Annotated in this window: 14 protein-coding genes; 8 read left to right on the top strand and 6 right to left on the bottom strand. The window is 67.4% G+C overall.

Features of this window, described 5'->3' with window-relative positions; all coding sequences use genetic code 11:
* Positions 1 to 52: 52 nt before the first annotated feature.
* From N911_RS0113960 to N911_RS0113950, 3 genes are read right to left on the bottom strand one after another with little or no spacing between them, the layout of a single operon-like run.
* The gene (locus N911_RS0113960; RefSeq protein WP_029898201.1) at positions 53 to 391 is read right to left on the bottom strand and encodes a NifB/NifX family molybdenum-iron cluster-binding protein; all 339 of its coding nucleotides are present in this window, start codon (positions 389 to 391) and stop codon (positions 53 to 55) included.
* Positions 382 to 1,281 (bottom strand): ATP-binding protein, encoded by a 900-nt coding sequence (locus N911_RS0113955; RefSeq protein ID WP_029898199.1) that lies wholly within the window; start codon positions 1,279 to 1,281, stop codon positions 382 to 384. Before N911_RS0113955 ends, N911_RS0113960 begins: the two co-directional genes overlap by 10 nt.
* On the bottom strand, positions 1,278 to 2,327 hold the full coding sequence (locus N911_RS0113950) for a nucleotide-binding protein (protein ID WP_237559981.1): 1,050 nt from the start codon (positions 2,325 to 2,327) through the stop codon (positions 1,278 to 1,280). Before N911_RS0113950 ends, N911_RS0113955 begins: the two co-directional genes overlap by 4 nt.
* 256 nt (positions 2,328 to 2,583) lie before the next feature.
* Between N911_RS0113950 and N911_RS0113945 the strand changes: the two genes are divergently transcribed.
* The 3 genes from N911_RS0113945 to N911_RS0113935 all read left to right on the top strand — a co-directional run bounded on the left by N911_RS0113945 (position 2,584) and on the right by N911_RS0113935 (position 8,335).
* Positions 2,584 to 6,294, top strand: coding sequence for an AsmA family protein (locus N911_RS0113945; protein ID WP_029898195.1), 3,711 nt, complete (start codon positions 2,584 to 2,586; stop codon positions 6,292 to 6,294).
* Between the two features lie 65 nt (positions 6,295 to 6,359).
* Positions 6,360 to 7,742, top strand: coding sequence for a YihY/virulence factor BrkB family protein (locus N911_RS0113940; RefSeq protein ID WP_051694440.1), 1,383 nt, complete (start codon positions 6,360 to 6,362; stop codon positions 7,740 to 7,742).
* Between the two features lie 20 nt (positions 7,743 to 7,762).
* On the top strand, positions 7,763 to 8,335 hold the full coding sequence (locus N911_RS0113935) for a flavodoxin family protein (RefSeq protein WP_029898192.1): 573 nt from the start codon (positions 7,763 to 7,765) through the stop codon (positions 8,333 to 8,335).
* Positions 8,336 to 8,378: 43 nt separating this feature from the next.
* Here the strand turns inward: N911_RS0113935 and N911_RS0113930 are convergent, their stop codons facing one another.
* Positions 8,379 to 9,056, bottom strand: a complete 678-nt coding sequence (locus N911_RS0113930) for an XRE family transcriptional regulator (protein WP_029898189.1) — start codon at positions 9,054 to 9,056, stop codon at positions 8,379 to 8,381.
* Between the two features lie 496 nt (positions 9,057 to 9,552).
* On the opposite strand from N911_RS0113930, the gene N911_RS0113920 reads away from it, so the two are divergent.
* Together N911_RS0113920 and N911_RS19050 are read left to right on the top strand one after the other, a co-directional pair.
* Positions 9,553 to 10,704, top strand: coding sequence for a pyridoxal phosphate-dependent aminotransferase (locus N911_RS0113920; protein ID WP_029898187.1), 1,152 nt, complete (start codon positions 9,553 to 9,555; stop codon positions 10,702 to 10,704).
* 98 nt (positions 10,705 to 10,802) lie between these two features.
* Positions 10,803 to 12,836, top strand: a complete 2,034-nt coding sequence (locus N911_RS19050; protein ID WP_029898185.1) for a diguanylate cyclase — start codon at positions 10,803 to 10,805, stop codon at positions 12,834 to 12,836.
* Here the strand turns inward: N911_RS19050 and N911_RS0113910 are convergent.
* Entirely contained in the window at positions 12,833 to 14,110 is a 1,278-nt protein-coding gene (locus N911_RS0113910) for a sensor domain-containing diguanylate cyclase (RefSeq protein ID WP_029898183.1), read from the bottom strand. The two genes, N911_RS19050 and N911_RS0113910, sit on opposite strands and share 4 nt — an antisense overlap.
* Positions 14,111 to 14,325: 215 nt before the next feature.
* On the opposite strand from N911_RS0113910, the gene N911_RS0113905 reads away from it, so the two are divergent.
* Genes N911_RS0113905 through N911_RS0113895 form a run of 3 tightly spaced genes read left to right on the top strand, consistent with a single transcriptional unit; the run spans position 14,326 to position 15,556 of the window.
* On the top strand, positions 14,326 to 14,784 hold the full coding sequence (locus N911_RS0113905; RefSeq protein WP_029898181.1) for a chemotaxis protein CheX: 459 nt from the start codon (positions 14,326 to 14,328) through the stop codon (positions 14,782 to 14,784).
* Between the two features lie 32 nt (positions 14,785 to 14,816).
* Positions 14,817 to 15,020 (top strand): hypothetical protein, encoded by a 204-nt coding sequence (locus tag N911_RS0113900; protein ID WP_029898180.1) that lies wholly within the window; start codon positions 14,817 to 14,819, stop codon positions 15,018 to 15,020.
* Positions 15,020 to 15,556, top strand: a complete 537-nt coding sequence (locus N911_RS0113895) for a hypothetical protein (RefSeq protein WP_029898178.1) — start codon at positions 15,020 to 15,022, stop codon at positions 15,554 to 15,556. Before N911_RS0113900 ends, N911_RS0113895 begins: the two co-directional genes overlap by 1 nt.
* A 7-nt stretch (positions 15,557 to 15,563) precedes the next feature.
* Here N911_RS0113895 and N911_RS0113890 read toward each other — a convergent pair whose 3' ends face one another.
* Positions 15,564 to 15,881: a zinc ribbon domain-containing protein gene (locus N911_RS0113890; protein ID WP_029898175.1), complete on the bottom strand. Its 318-nt coding sequence runs from the start codon at positions 15,879 to 15,881 to the stop codon at positions 15,564 to 15,566.
* Between the last annotated feature and the right edge of the window lie 55 nt (positions 15,882 to 15,936).

Genomic DNA, 15,936 nt, shown 5'->3' with positions numbered 1-15,936 from the left:
CGGGTCCCGCCCTGTGACGGAGATGGACCGGCTTCTCCCTGACGGAGAACAATCAGTGATCACAAAGGTTTGCGCCCACCTCCAGGGTACCGCCCAGCCAGGAGGCGGCCACTTCCTCGGGCTTGCCGCCCTGGGCGCCGACGACGGTCTTGACCCCCCGTTGGTCCAGCAGGTCGCGGGCGCGTTGGCCCATGCCGCCCGCGATGACCACCTCCACGCCCTTATCCGCCAGCCAGGCCGGCAGCACGCCGGGCTCGTGGGGCGGCGGGGTTTCGAACGTGCAGGAGGCCACGGTTTTGGCCTCGGGGTCCACGTCCATGAGGGCGAACTCCCTGCAGTGGCCGAAGTGGGCGCACAGCACCCCCTCGGCGGTCGGAATGGCTATCCGCATTGCTTGACTCCTCGCAGTTGCAGTTGGCTGGTCACGTTGCGCCATATTTCGTCCAATTCGGCTCCAAGCCCTTCCGGGTCGTACTCCACCACACTCAGGCCGCGCTCCTGGGCCCGCACGAACCCCGCGTCGTTGGGCAGCCGCCCGGCCACGAGCAGACCCCGCTCCTCGGCGTAGGCCTCGGTCTCGGCCTCCCTGGCCGGGGACTGGCCCGCCTTGTTGCAGACCGCCAGAGCGGGGATGCGGAAGTGGTCGGCCAGGTCCATGACGCGGCGCAGGTCGTGCAGGGCGGCCACGCCCGGCTCGGTCACGAGCAGCACCGCCGAGGCCCCGGTGAGGGAGGCGATGACCGGGCAGCCGATGCCAGGGGAGCCGTCCACCAGCACCAGGTCCGCGCCGCTCTCCTCGGCCAGCCGGTCAGCCTGCTTGCGCACGGTGGTCACCAGCTTGCCCGAGTTTTCCGCGCCGATGTCCAGGGCCGCGTGCACCATGGGGCCGAAACGGGTATCGGAGACGAACCACCGGCCGCACCGCCTTGGCTCCATGCGCACCGCCCCGGATGGGCAGACGGCCTCACAGACCCCGCACCCCTCGCAGTGCTCCTCGCGGATGGAGAAGTCCTCCGTCACGGCGTGGAAGCGGCAGTGTTCCAAGCATTCGCCGCATTGCGTGCACAGGTCCGGGTCGATGGAGGCCAGTTCGCCCTGGATGAAGACTTCCTCGCGCCGCACCTCGGGCGCCGTCACCAGGTGCAGGTCGGCCGCGTCCACATCGCAGTCCGCCAGCACCACGCCGCCGGACAGGTCCCTGGCCGCGGCCGCCGCCAGGGCCGCCGTGACCGAAGTCTTGCCCGCTCCGCCCTTGCCGGAGAGCACCACAAGCGTCTTCATGCCGCGCCCTCCATGCTGTGCAGTACGGCCGAGGCCAGATCATCGAAGCGTTCGGAAAAATCGGGGATTTCCCTGGCCAGCAGCCGTCCGTCGGCGCAGACTTCCGCGGCGCGGGCGGTGGCGGGCAGCTCCGCCAACAACGGCAATCCGCGTTCGCGGCAGAAGCGCCGCACGCGCTCCGGGTCGCCCATGTCCGCGCGGTTGCAGACCACGGCTCCGGGCAGTTCCAGGTGGTGCAAAAGATCGACGGCCAGCCCCAGGTCGTGCACCCCGAAAGGCGTGGGCTCGGCCACCAGCAACACGAAATCGGCGCCGTCCAGGCTGGTCACGGCCGGGCAGGAGCCGCCGGGCGGGCAGTCGTACAGCAGCAGGCCGTCCTCGTCGGCGGCCTCCAGGGCCCTGGCCTTGACCTCGCGAATCAGCGGGGGGGCCATGGCCTCGCCGATGCGCATCTCGCCGCTCACCAGTCGCACTCCTTCGGACTCCAACTCGGCGGTGTGGCCGATGTGCCGGCTGGAGCTACCCACCGCGCCCACGGGGCAGACAATTCCGCACAGACCACAGCCGTGACAGAGTTCCGGAAAGGGCATGATCTCCCCAGCCATGGCCAACAGCGCCTTGAAACGGCAGGCGTTCACACAGGCCCGGCAAGCATCGCCGAGGCAAACCTCGTTGTCGATTTCGGGCACCGGCACAAAATGATCCCGCGCGCGGTTCAACTCGGCGGGACCGAAAAAGAGATGGGCGTTGGGCTCCTCCACGTCGCAGTCCGCCAGTACCGGGCGCAGGCCCCTGTCGGCCAGCACCCGGGCCAGATTCACGGCGACGCAGGTCTTGCCAACGCCCCCTTTGCCGCTCGCCAGGGCAAGCCGCATGTCAGTCGTTCTCACCCTGGAACGTGCCGCGACGTCCCATGCCGCCCTGTCCGCGTCCCCCGCGTCCGCCGGCCGGGCCTTGCCCGCGCCCGGCTCCGCCGCCGCGTCCCTGGCCGCGTCCACGGCCTGTTCCGCGTCCGCAGGGACCCCGCCCCTTGCCGGGGCGTCCATCGCCGAATGGTCCTGTTCCGTCTTGTCTGGGCATGGCTACCCTCCTTTGTTCTTCTTTCTCTTCCCTCAGCAAACCATGTGCCATCAAAAAAGGCATGGAATCGTGGTTCCTTGCAAAGTGAAGGCTTACTTTGCGCACGCTGCATGGCGCATTCCACGCCCAAACCGGCGGGGGAGTCGGAATCAGAATGCGCCCTGACGGAACCGTATTCCATGTTCGGCTTCCCCGACTTTCCGTGATACGGTGCCAAGCGACATGGCAAGCGCACGCAGAAAACTCCTGGTGGCGGCCGGACTGCTGCTGGTCGTCGTCCTGGCCCTTGAATTCATTCCCCAAGCCCTGGTGGCCGAGGCGGTGCGCGGACGGGCGGTGTCCGCCCTGCGCGAGGCGCTTGGCCTGGAGTTGACGGTGGAGGAAGTGGACCTGGACCTGCTCCCCCTTCCCTCGGTGCAACTGCGGGGCGTGCGCGTGGCCAATCCGGAGGGTTTCGATACCTCTCCCCTGCTCACCGTTCGCGAGGCGGTCCTCGGTCTGGAGCTTCGCCCTCTGCTCCGGCGCAAGCTGGACATCTCCGAAATCCGCGTGGAAGGGCTGGACCTCAGCCTTGCCCGAAACGCCGAGGGACGGTGGAACCTGCCCTCCCCACCCCCCTCCGCCGGCTCGGGCGGCGGGGACGTGGACTTCCAGGTGGAACGCCTTTCGGTGTCCGGCTCCCGCGTCGGTCTGCGGATGGGCAACGCCACGGCCGAACTGGACGACATCTCCCTGCGCGCGGGGACCGGCTCCGGAGATGACTACCTCCTCTCCGCCCGCCTGCGGGCCTCCCCCCGTCCCGGCTCCCTCATCCGGGAACTCAGCGGCAGACTGAACCTGCGCGGCCAAGGGGAGGCAGACCTGCGCAACAAGACCTTCCGCATGGACCGCTCCAGGTTGAGCATGGACGTGGAGGTGATGCCCTCGGGCGAGCGGGAGTCTCCGCTGAACCTGGTGGTGGAGGGTGTGCTGCGAGGCAAGGGGACCGAGGGACTGCGGGCGGAAGCGCTTGAAGTGGTCACGGACGGGGCCATGCTGCGTCTTTCGGGCGATTTGGCCCTGGGTCCCGGCGGTCCGGCGGTAAACGGACGCGCCAACCTGGACCTGCACCAGCCGCGCGACCTGCTGGACGCCCTGGACATGACCATGCTGGACGCCCTGGCCAAGCCGCGCACCGGCACACCCCTGGCGGAGCTGGACTCCGGCTTCAGCCTGGATGCGAACGGCGCCCGCCTGCGGGATATCGTCCTGCGCCTGGACGACAGCCTTATCCAGGGGGATGTGTCACTCGAGGGCTGGGACGGTCCGCTTTGGCACATCACCCTCGCCTCTCCCCTCATCGACCTCACGGATTTCATCCCTCGCGGCACACCCGGCGGCACGGACGAGGCCAGCCTGTCCCTGGCCAAGGGACTGGCCGACCTGCGCATGCGCCTTGACCTGCGGGCGGACAAGCTGCTGGCGGGCGAGGTGGAGGCGCGCAATCTGCGCCTGGAGGCCGAGGCGGACCAGGGCAAACTCTCCGCCCGCACCATGAAGGCCAGCTTCCTGCGCGGCCGTTTCAGCGGCGGCTTCGAGGCCACGGTGCAGGAGGACGAGTTGTTGGTGGCCGCCCACATGGAGGCCAGGGGACAGGAGGAGGGCCAAGAGGGCGAGGACATGCGCATCGTCCTCAACCACGACCTGGCCGCGCGCGGCACGCCGGACAAGTTCACGGGCCAGCTTGTGCTGCACGCCTTCAACCCGCGCGACCTGCTGTGGACCCTTGGCCTGCGGGCACCCCTCACACCGCCCAGCCTGACCAGGGCGCGGCTGCAGGCGGATTTCACAGGCGGTCGGCAACACATTTCCGTATCCAAGGGGGACTTGTTCCTGGACGGTGTGGGCTATGACTTCACAATGGACCTGCGGGACTTCGGCGACCCGGACGTAACCGCCCGCGTCACAGCACCTCGATTCGATCTGGCCGGCTACCTGGGCGGGGGGTTTCAGCCGGACGACGACGAGCAGGGCTTTTTCGCCGAGTTGCTGGAATTGGTGAAAACACCGCCGCTGCACTCCCTGGATCTGACGGCCGAGGTGGGCACCGTGCTCCTGCCGCGCACCAAGGCGGGAAACACCTCCGGCAGGCTGCGGCTGGACGCCGACGGCCTGCGCGTGACCGAACTGGCCTGCGACCTCTACGGCGGCAGGCTCACAGCCGAAGCCTCCGCAAGGCTTCCCCGCCAGGGCGGCCGCACCAGCGACCTGCGGGTGGAGGCCTCGGTACGTGGCGAGCGGCTGCTGGCGGCCTCCCTGGCCCGGCTTTCAGGGCTGGAAACGCCCTTCTCCGGACGAGTGGACCTGCGGGCCGACGGCACGGCAACCGGGGCGTCCGGCACGGAGCTGGAACGTGCCCTGCGTGGCTCGGCCTCCCTGTCCTCGGACAAGCTGGCCATGGGGGCGGACGAGCCCCGCGATCTGGGCGGCCTCGCCGCCGACCTGCGCTTCACTTCCCGTGACCGCGACGGCGGACGCGGCCTGGTTACGCGCTATGACTTCAAGCTGACCACCTCCGGCGGAGGAGCGCTGCCCCGGGGCGAGCTCTCCCTGCGGGGGCCCGCGCTGGTTGGCGAATCCGGCTTGGAGGTGCGCGAATCACGGCTGGACTGGTCCGGCGAAATATCCCCCGAAGGGACCGAGGCGGTGCCCCTGTCGCTGGGCGGCAGGCTCACCGCCTCCACCTCCCGCAAACGGCTCCTTCTGGACGACCTGCGGGCCGAAGGCGCGGGGATGCGGCTCACGGGCCGGGCCGGGCTGCGCGGCGGCTCCGGGCTGGCAGGCTCCCTGGATCTGACGGCCTCGGAATTCTCCCCGCGGGAAACCCTGGCCGCGCTGGGCTTCGACGTGCCCCCCACCCGCGATCCGGATGCCCTGGGCAGCGCCTCAGGAACACTCATCGCATCGTGGACGCCCAATTCACTCGAAGTGAGCAACCTGGATGCAACGCTGGACGGCTGCTCCTTTACCGCCTCCCTGCGCCTGCCCCGCGACGGCCGCAGATCCACGGGCTCACTGGACCTTGCCGCTGGCGAGCTGGACCTGGACCGCTACCGCCTTCCTGAAGAGAAGGAGGGGGAGGAGGAGCCCGAACGCCCCATCAGCGGCGACCTCTTCCCCTGGCTCGGCTCCACCCGGGTGCAGGGGAACGTGCGCTTCGAGGAACTGAAGGTCTGGAACATGCGGTTCGGGGAGGTGCGCGCCAAGGTTGAGGCTGACAACGACGAACTGCGCCTGCCCATGCTCTCGGCCACCCTTTCTGGCGGGCGGCTGACCGGCAACCTGCAGGCGGCCCGAGCCGAAGGCGACCCGCTCACCGGCCGCGCCCACGCCGAGGTCAAGGGCGGCGACCTGTTCCGGTTTTTGCACGGGCTGGACCCGGACGTGGCCGTGGCGGCCGGTGACACTGACCTTGTCTGCGACCTGACCACGCGCACCGTCAGCGACGAAATCCTGTCCAACTTGAACGGCTCCGCCGCGCTGACCGTTCGCGACGGCTGGATATCCTTCAACAAACCGCAACAGAAGAAAGAAACGGTCAAGCTGGACGAGCTGCTCTCCAGCGGCCGGGCCAAGGCCAACCCCTTCAAGAAGGCCGAGGCGGACTTCAGCATTGACGAGGGCGTCCTGACCACCGAAAACTTCAAGTTGAGCAATCCCCTCTCCTTCACCGCCACCGGCGGCGGCTCCATCGATCTGCCCGGGGAACGGCTGAAGCTGGTATTCGGGGTCAAGGTGCTGCGATTGGCGGCCATTCCCGTGCTTGTGCAGGGGCCTTTCGAGGACATCGAGGTGCGTATCAACGCGGCCAAGGCGGTGCTGGACACGGCCACCGGACTGGTGGAGGACACCCTGACCCTCCCTTGGCGGCTCCTGGAAGGCCTTTTCCCGTGATCCTGGTTGCGTCCGGGCATGTATCGGGCTAGAAATCGGTAAGATCGGCAAACCGGGAAGGAATAATGGCCGAACAGTCGAAACTGAGCCGCCTCATCCGGCTCCTCACCCGCGACATCTGGGTGGAGGACTTCTCCGCGGAGTCCTCCAGACAGCGGGGCGTGGTGGCCGCCACCCGCTGGCTCTATCTGGTGGGCTACGGCTTCCTGCGCGACCGCTGCCTGCTGCGGGCGGCCGCCCTGAGCTACACCACAACCCTCTCCATCGCCCCCTTCCTGGCCGTGGCCTTCACCATCTCCAAGGCCCTGGGCGTGCAGAACGCCTCGGCCGTTCGGGAGTTCCTGCTCAAGTTCACCGCCGGGCGCACCGAGCTGGTGGACAAGTTCCTGGACTACATCAACACCACCGACGTGGACACCCTGGGCTACGCCGGGTCCGTGCTGCTGCTGCTCTCGGTCATCTCCCTGCTGGGCACAATCGAGGCCGCCTTCAACCAGATATGGGGCGTGGCCAAGGGGCGCTCCCTGTGGCGCAAGTTCACCGACTACTTCTCCGTGACCCTGCTCTGCCCCCTTTTGCTGCTCATGGGGCTGTCCATCACCGTCAGCCTGCAGAACGAGACGGTGGTGCAGAAGCTGCTGGAATACTCCGCCTTCAACTACCTCTACATCGTGCTGCTCAAGGCCATGCCCTACGTCTTTATGTGGCTGGCCCTGGGGCTTTTGTACGCCTTCATCCCCAACACACGGGTCAACCCATTGAGCGCCCTGGCCGGCGGCGTGGTGGCCGGAACCCTGTGGCAGGTCGCCCAGTGGGCCTTCGTCTCCTTCCAGATCGGCGTGGCCAAGTACAACGCCATCTACGGCAGCTTCTCCCAGTTTCCCCTGTTCCTGCTGTGGCTCTATCTTTCCTGGGTTATCCTCCTGGTGGGGGCGGAGATAAGCTTCTCGCTGCAAAACATCGCCACCTTCGAGTCCGAGGTGCGGGCCGAGCGGGTCAGCTTCCACGGCCGGGCCAAGATCGCCGTGCTGGCCAGCCTGTTCCTGGGCCGCGCCCTGCTGCGCGGCGACCCGCCGCCCGGCAACGAATGGATGGCCGGGGAGCTGGACGTGCCCGTGAAGGTCGTCAACGAGGTCATGGAAACCCTGTCCAAGAGCGGCATAGTGGCCCGCCTGGAATCCGACGGCCCCGTGTCATACGCCCTCACCGTGGACCCCAGGCGCGTGCGCGTCTCCGGGGTAATCAAGGCCATGATGGGCGCCGAGGGCGACGGGGACGAGGCTGAACGGATCGACCCCGGCTACCGATTTGTGGAAGAGGTCATCGAGGGACTCTACAAGGCCGCGGCCAGGGGCGAGGCCGATCCCACCCTGGCCGGGCTGGACGAGGCGCATTGCGGCGACGCGGGCTGCCGGGAGGGCATCCCGGCGGACACCCGCGCCGCCTGAAACCGGAATGGAGAGAGAATATGAAAGTCGTGGCCTTCAACGGCTCCGCCCGCCGCAAGGGCAACACCCGGGCGCTTCTGGACATGGTGCTGGCCGAACTCCAGGCCGAGGGCATCGAGACGGAACGCATCGACCTGGCCGGAAAGAAGCTCTCCGGCTGCATCGCCTGCATGAAGTGCTGGAAGAACAAGGACCGTCGCTGCGCCGTGACCGACGACGAGATGAACGACCTCATCCAGGCCATGGACGATGCGGACGGCATCCTGCTGGGTTCCCCAACCTATTTCGCCAACGTCCCGGCCGAGCTCAAAGCCCTCATCGACCGCGGCGGCATGACCGCCAAGGCCAACGGCAACATGCACGCGCGCAAGGTTGGCGCGGGCGTGGTGGCCGTACGCCGCTGCGGGGCCTACCAGGTATTCTCGGCCCTGAACGCCTTCTTCCTCATAGGCGAAATGGTGGTGCCGGGTTCCAGCTACTGGAACATGGGGCGCGGCCTGGAGCCGGGCGACGTGAACGGCGACGAGGAAGGCCGCGCCACCATGCGCGATTTGGGCCGCAACATGGCCTGGCTGCTCAAGAAGATCCGCTGATCGCGGGCGGGAACCGGGGAGGACCCCGGCTCCCGCCCTCCGATCAGGGCAGAAAGGACTTGCCGGCCCAGACCACATGCCCCAGAAGGGGCGGCTCCTCGGCCGGGAGTTCGATGGGCCGGTAGGCGGGGTTCTCGCTGTAGAGGTAGAGGCGGCCCTGGCCCAGGTCCACCCGCTTGACCACCACCGCGCCGGACAGCAGCAGCGCGTAGAGCCTGCCGGACACCGGCTCCCGGCGCGAGCCGTCCACCAGGGCCATGTCGCCGGAGCGCAGCAGGGGCTCCATGGTGTCGCCCGAGACCACGGTCACGAACATGTCCTCCACCGGCCCCAGGGAGGACAGCCACTGGAAGTTGAAGCAGAAGAACCCCGTGGCCAGCTCAAAGGGCGGCCTGCCGGTCAGCATGGCCTCGGCCAGCCCGCTGGCCCTGGCGGGCAGGGCCGGCACCTGGATCACCTCGCCTCCGCCGGGCAGGGAGAGCCTTGCGGCATCCCCTCCCCTGCGGTGCATGGGGCCCTCGCCGAGAAGCAACCAGTTGGCGTTGACGTCGAACCGGCCGCCCAGCGCGGCCAGGAAAGCCGCGTCAGGCAACCGTCTGCCGCTGAGATAGTTGGCCAGGGTGGACTTGGCCACCCCGGTGGCGGCGCAGAACTGCACCCGGGTCATGCCCGAGCAGTCCAGCACCCTGCGTATGCGATCCCCCAGGCCCTCAACCTGCATCGCTGTTGCCCCCTCTTTTCCTGTTGACACCACATCGGGACGTGATAGGGTCTATCACGAGCGTGGGCACAGAAGTACACGTACGTACATAATGTAGCCCAAATCGGAGGGGGGAACAAGCCGTTGACCACGTTCGCGGCCAACCCAATCCGGCAGATCTCTGAAGAACAGCCTCCCGGCTTGCCGTGCGCGAGCGGCCGCCCGCACCCCCCATCCCCCCCTCACGTCCTGCGGGCGGCTGTTCGCGCTATCGACGAGCCGGGAGGTTTTTTCTTTGGGCGTGCGACCGGCGACACAACCGGTTGGCGAGCCCCCTCACAGCGGCTTGCCTGACACGAGGCGGCCAGGAAGTCAATTCCATCCCGCCACAAAACGGTTTCCGGCCTTCGCTCTCCTCCTTCGACAGTGCCCAGAACATCACAGCCACGGCTTGCCCTCGGTCCGCCACAGGAGTAGGAAAGGCGTTTTCGCATCGTCTGGATTTTCGGAGAGCACCATGCGTATTTCCTGCCGCGCTGAAGAAATGACGCCGTTTCTGGTCATGGACGTCCTGGAGGCCGCCAAGGAGATGGAGGCCCGGGGCGAGGAGGTGGTCCACCTGGAGATCGGCGAGCCGGACTTCGACGCACCGGAACCGGTCAAGCGGGCCGCGATCCGGGCCATGGACGACGGCCACACCCACTACACCCACTCCCAGGGAATTCCCGAATTGCGCCGGGCCATCGCCGACACCTACCTGGAGCGTTACGGCGCCGTCGTGGACCCGGCCCGCATACTGGTCACATCAGGTACCTCTCCGGCCATGCTCCTGCTTTTCTCCATTCTGCTGGAAGCCGGGGACGAGGTCATCCTTTCCGACCCCTGCTACGCCTGCTACGCCAACTTCGTGCGCCACGCCGAGGGCCGGGCACGCTTCGTGCCGGTGCGGGAGGAGGACGGCTTCCAGTATCGGCCCGAGGACATCCGCGCGGCCATCACCGACCGCACCCGCGCGGTGATGATCAACTCCCCGGCCAACCCCACCGGCACCATCCTCTCGTCCGAGCGCATGCGGGGCATCGCCGAATTGGGCCCGCCGGTCATTTCCGATGAGATCTACCACGGCCTGAGCTACGTGGAGCCGGACCACACCATCCTGGAGTTCACCGGCAACGCCTTTGTGCTCAACGGCTTCTCCAAGCTCTACGCCATGACCGGCTGGCGGCTTGGTTGGCTGATCGCCCCGGAGGAGTACATGGACTGCCTGCGCAAGACCGCGGCCAACCTCTTCATCTGCGCCGGTTCCGTGGCCCAGTGGGCCGGACTGGCCGCCCTGACCGAGTGCGCGGACGACGTGGAGCGCATGCGCGCGGTCTACGACGAGCGGCGGCGCTACATGATCCCCAGGCTGCGGGAGATGGGCTTCGGCGTGGCTTCGGAGCCCACCGGCGCCTTCTACGTGCTGGCCGACGCCTCCCGCTTCACCGCCGATTCCTACGCCTTCGCCTTCGAGGTCCTGCGCGGAGCGGGAGTGGGCTGCACGCCGGGTGTTGACTTCGGCCCCGGAGGCGAAGGCTACATCCGTTTCTCCTACGCCAACTCCCTGGAGAACATCCGCCGGGGCCTGGACCGCCTGGAGGCCTGGCTGGCGCAACGCCGGACGGACTGACCACTTGCGCCGGCGGGGGCGGCTTTTTCCTGTCCGACCTTCCGCGTCATTCCCTCCGCCCCCTTGCATCATTCGCACAATGGCGTAGGAAAGGTGGAATGAACGAGGAAACCCACGGCCAAGAGCGACCCGAGGGCGGGCGAGCACCGGCTGACAGCCCCGCCGAACGCGTTCTGGTGGTGGACTTCGATCCGGGGCGGCGTGAACACATCTGCCGCATCCTGTCCCGCCACGGCCACAAGGTGGTCCCCCGCGACAACGCCGACTCCGCGGAGCGGGCCATGGCCGCCGAGCCCTGCTCCCTGGCCTTCGTGGCCGTGCGCCACCTGGGCCGCAGCGGGTTCGACTTGGCCCGCGCCCTGCGCGACTTCTCCCCCTCCCTGGGGCTGGTATTCGTCAGCTCTTCGGAATCCCTGGACGACGCGGTCCAGGCTCTGCGTTTCGGGGCCTGCGACTTCCTGCATCCCCCGCACAGCGAGGAGGACGTGGTCCTGGCGGTGCACCGCTTCCGCGACCGCGCCCGGCTGGAGGACCTGGCCTTCCAGGCACGGCTGCGCTACGACCATCTGGTCCAGAACATCCCTCTCATCCTCTTCTCCCTGGACGAGGACCTGCGGCTGATCTTCATCAACCGCGCCGTCCAGCACGTGCTGGGCTACAGCGACGCCGAGGTCCTGGACCAACCCGGTTTCCTGCTGGAGCGCACCGCCGAGGACGACCGCGAGCGCCTCGCCAAGCGGCTGGCCTCGGCCGTGGAGCGTTCATCCCCCTTCACCACCCAGGCCAGGCTGGTGCACAAGAACGGGCACGAGGTGCACTGCCTCATCCGCTCCATGCCGCGCTACAGCCTGACCAGCCAGGCGGGAGCGCCAGGCGTGGACGGGGTCATCATGGACATTTCCGACCGCGTGGTGCTGGAGCGCGCCCTCATCCAGGACGAACGGCTGAAGGTGCTGGGCGGCATATCCGCCGAGGTGGCCCACGAGTTCCGCAACCCCCTGATGATCATCGGCGGATTCGCCCGCAGGCTGCTGCGCGACCACCCGGGCTCGCGCGAGGCGGAGATCGTGCTGGCCGAAACCGGACGCCTTGAGCGGCTACTCTGCCGCATTCGCGACTACTTGCGCCCCCTGCGCATCATGCGCCGCCCCACCTCGGTCAACCGCGTGGCCAGGGAGTGCCTGGACCTGCTGGCCTCGGACATGGACGAGCGCGGCGTGACCGCCGAACCCGTTTTCGACCCGGACCTGCCAGAAGTGAACCTGGACCCTGACCTGCTGGGCCAACTCCTGGTCACACTGCTTATCTACTGCGCCCGCCGCATGCCCGAAGGGGGGCTCTGCCACCTTCGGACCCTGCCGGAGGGGGAGGGCCTGCGGCTGGAGGTGGAGGCGGATGTCTCCCGCCACCTGGTCCTGCCGGACAAGGGCGAGACCTACTCCCCCTTCGAGGAGGGCGGCGAGCAGTTGGAGATTCCCCTGTGCTACCGGCTGGCCAGGGGGTTGGGCGGCTACCTCTCCCGCAACCCCACGCCCAGCGGAGTTCGCTTCTCCCTGACCCTGCCGGGCGACGGGGCGGCGCCCGAGACCCTCTACCTCGACGGCGGGGACGAGGACGCCTGGTGCCGCTGGCGCTCCGGACTGGGCCCGGACTTCGAGGCCAACCTCAGGCGCGAGTGGAAACGGGCCCAGCGCTCCCTGCGGTCCATCTGCGTGCTGGCGGTGGACGTGGACCACTACGGGGCCTTTGTCTCGCGCCAGGGCCGAGGCCGGGCCGAGGATCTTTCGGGCAAGATATCCGAGGTCATCGAAGAGAGCCTCAAGCGGCCGGGGGATTTCCACGACGGCAACGACGGCGTGTTCACCGTGGTGCTGCCGGAAACGGACAACCTGGGCGGGCTGCTGGTGGCCGAGTCCGTGCGGGACGGCGTTGTGGGGCTGGCCGTGGCCAACCCGGACTCGGAGGCCGCTCCCTTGGTCACGGTGTCCATCGGCGTGGCCAGCATGCCGCCGGGGCCGGACGACGAACCGGACGTGCTCATGGAGGAGGCGGTTTCCGCACTGCACGAGGCCAAGCGCCAGGGCGGCAACAGGGCGGCCTCGTCCGAGGTCCGCCGCGAGGGAGAAGGCTAGAGGGCTACCAGCCTGTCCTTGCCGCCGCTCTTGGCCTGGTGCAGCGCCTGGTCCACCCGCTCCAGGACCGTCTCCCGCTTTTCCCCCGGCAGATAGCCGGTAACGCCGAAACTGATGGTGATGCCGCCGTCCGGCCCCACTGGTTCTTCGCGCAGCAGGCGGAGCAGCTTGTCCGCCACGCGACCTGCCTGGGCGTCGTCGCAGCCGGGCAGAAGCAGCAGGAATTCCTCGCCGCCCCAGCGGGCCAGCATGTCGTTTTCCCTCAGGTGCTCGCGATACCCAGAGGCCAGCGCCTTGAGCACCTCGTCTCCGGCCACGTGGCCGTGGACGTCGTTGACGCGCTTGAAGTCGTCGATGTCGAACATGACCAGGGAGAGGGGCTGGCCGTAGCGGTTGGCGCGGGCCATTTCCTCGTCCAGGCGCTCCAGTATGCTGAGGCGGTTGCTCAGACCCGTGAGGTAGTCGGTCTTGGCCTGCACGGCCAAGCACTTCCTCTCGTTGTCCAACTTCGTGATATCGGTGAGGACGAGGACCACCTTGCCGGTGTCGTCGAAACGGTTGTGGCTGGCCAAGCAGGCGCGCTCCGTCTCACCGTCGCCTCCATTGAGGCGGATGATCGACTCGCCGTCCGGTTTTTTCATGACCTCGCGGTGCCAGCGCTCCCTTCGGGTGGCATCCTGGTGGCCATCCACCTCCTGCACGAAATCGGCGATGGTCCGTCCGGAGAGGATGAACGTCTGCAGGGAAGAAAACCCCATAAAATCCAGAAAAGTGGAGTTAATATACTCCACCTCGTCGCCGTCGAAGGTGGCGATGAAGTTGGGATTGATGTCCAGCAGGAAGTTGGCGTAGCGGTGCGCTTCGGCGATGCGGCGGTGGGCGAGGACGCTGCGGGCGGACCTGATGACCGCCCGCTGCACCTGGGAGGGCTCGAAGGGCTTGACGAGGTACTTGTCCACGCCCAGCTCGATGGCCTTGAGCATGTACTCCACGTCGGAGTAGGCCGAGGTGACGATGACCGGCGCTTCCGGATCCTCCTCGCGGATGGCCTCAATCATCTCCAGCCCGGACATGCCCGGCAGCCGGATGTCGCTGATGACAACGTCCGGCTGGAGCCTCCTGAACTCCTCAAGGCCGGTCTCGCCGTCCTCAACGGAAATCAGCTCCTTGACCCGCTTCCCCAGGATGGCCTCCAGATGAAAGCGGATGATGGAGTCGTCCTCCACGTGCAGGACGGTGATGTCCCCCAGCAGGCCGTCTTCTCGCTCAGTCATGTCCCCCTCCCGAGCCGGGCCGGAGATTCTCCTCCGGCGCCCCCTTCATAATTCCCACGGGTGACGAGCGCAAGGGGAAGCGGGGGTTGCCAGAGCGGGACGGCCGGTTTAAAACGGGGCGCGAATGGGGAACGGCGCGCCGGGCCGCAGCCATCCCGCTCCCCGTGCGGCACTCGAAAACGTCAAGAAGGGAACCGGACAAGGAGACCTCGCTGGTGGACATCAATATAGCCAAGCCTTTCATCAAGGCCACGACAGACGTACTCTCCACCATGGCCATGGTCACGCCGGAGGCGGGCAAACCCTACGTCAAAAAGGATAACATCGCCAAGGGCGACGTCACCGGCATCATCGGCATCACCGGCGAGAAGAACGGAACCATTTCCGTGACCTTCACCCGGGACTGCGCCATCGCCATCGTCAAAAACATGCTCGGCGGAGAGATCGAGGACGTCATCCAGGACGTCAAGGACGCGGTGGGAGAAGTGACCAACATGATCTCCGGCCAGGCCAGGCGCGGGCTCTCCGAGATGGGGTACGTTTTCCAGGCGGCCACGCCCACGGTCATCATGGGCAACAACCACACCATCTCGCACGTGGTCAACAGCCCCATTATGGCCGTGCCCTTCACCACCGAGCACGGCGAATTCACCGTGGAAGTCAGCTTCGAGTAGCCGCGCACCCCGAAGACGCCCCGGAGGAAGGGTTGCGCTTCAAGGATTTTCTCAAACAGGAAGGCTACACGCTCTTCAGAGGGACGGTGGACGCCACAGTGTATGAATTCTTCCAATGCCCCACGCCCCGCAAGGCGGTCTGGTTCCACAAGCCCGGCAGCTTCCAGTGCGCGGGGTGCAAGAACCAGTGCGAGACAGACAACCCCAAGGGCTTTCAAATCTTCCTGGAGTTCTGATGCGCCGCCTGCCGCTTCTGTCCCTTGTGCTCGTTCTCCTGCTGGCCGCCGTCCCGGCCTTTGGTCAGGAAAACGGGGAGGCCGGACCGGAAGTGCCCTTCCCCCTGCGGGAAGGCAACGCGACGCAGGGAAACGCGACCCAGGGCAACGCCACAGCGCCGGGACCGGGAAGCCTGGCCCCGCTTCCCATGCAGCAGCCACCCCGCATACGCGACGGGGAGCCGCCCTTCTCACCCGAAAAGCTGCTGCGCTGCCTTTCCCAGAAAGCCCTGGCCGCCGTGACCTGCAAGACCCCGCCGGACTACAATTTCGTTCGCGAGGTCAACGACGTGTACGTCTTCAGCGCCTTCTACGCATCGGACACGCACGACTTCTACAGCTACGCCGCCGAGGGGCGGCTCATGCTCTCCAGTTCCGCCTGGGGCAAGACGCGCATCACGGTGCCTTTTGAAGTGCGAAAGGAGGCGCGCTGTCTCACGGCCACCATCGGCAAGACCATGTGCGGCACCGCCATGACCGTGCGCTGCTGCGATTGAATCCGCTTCACAGCTTGCGCAGCCAAGCGGCCAGCCCCACCACCGGAACGGCCAGCCACAGTGGCAGATATTCCCCGGTGGCAAGCCCGTATCCGGCCGCGCCCAGCAGCACGGCCAATCCCGCCCAGGCCTCCAGGTGTCTGCGCAGGCCTCCCTCGCCGCGCAGAAAGCCGCCCAGGGAAAGGGGCTCCGGGGAATCCCGGAATTCAAGCGGGGAGCGACCCTCGTCGCCGGCTTTTCTGGCGCTTTGCAGCTTGCGGCCGCAGACCACGCAGACCAGGGCCCGGTCCTCGTTGGGTCCGCCGCAGCGCGTGCAGATGATCACTCCTCTCCTCCAGTCCGGCCGCGCCCGGGCCGAACTTGACCCGCACTCGCGTGGA

The sequence above is a fragment of the Desulfohalovibrio reitneri genome, assembly GCF_000711295.1.
Lineage (GTDB): Bacteria > Desulfobacterota > Desulfovibrionia > Desulfovibrionales > Desulfovibrionaceae > Desulfohalovibrio > Desulfohalovibrio reitneri.
The sequence above is the reverse complement of the archived record's forward strand: the minus strand, read 5'-3'. Positions and strand labels throughout refer to the sequence as shown.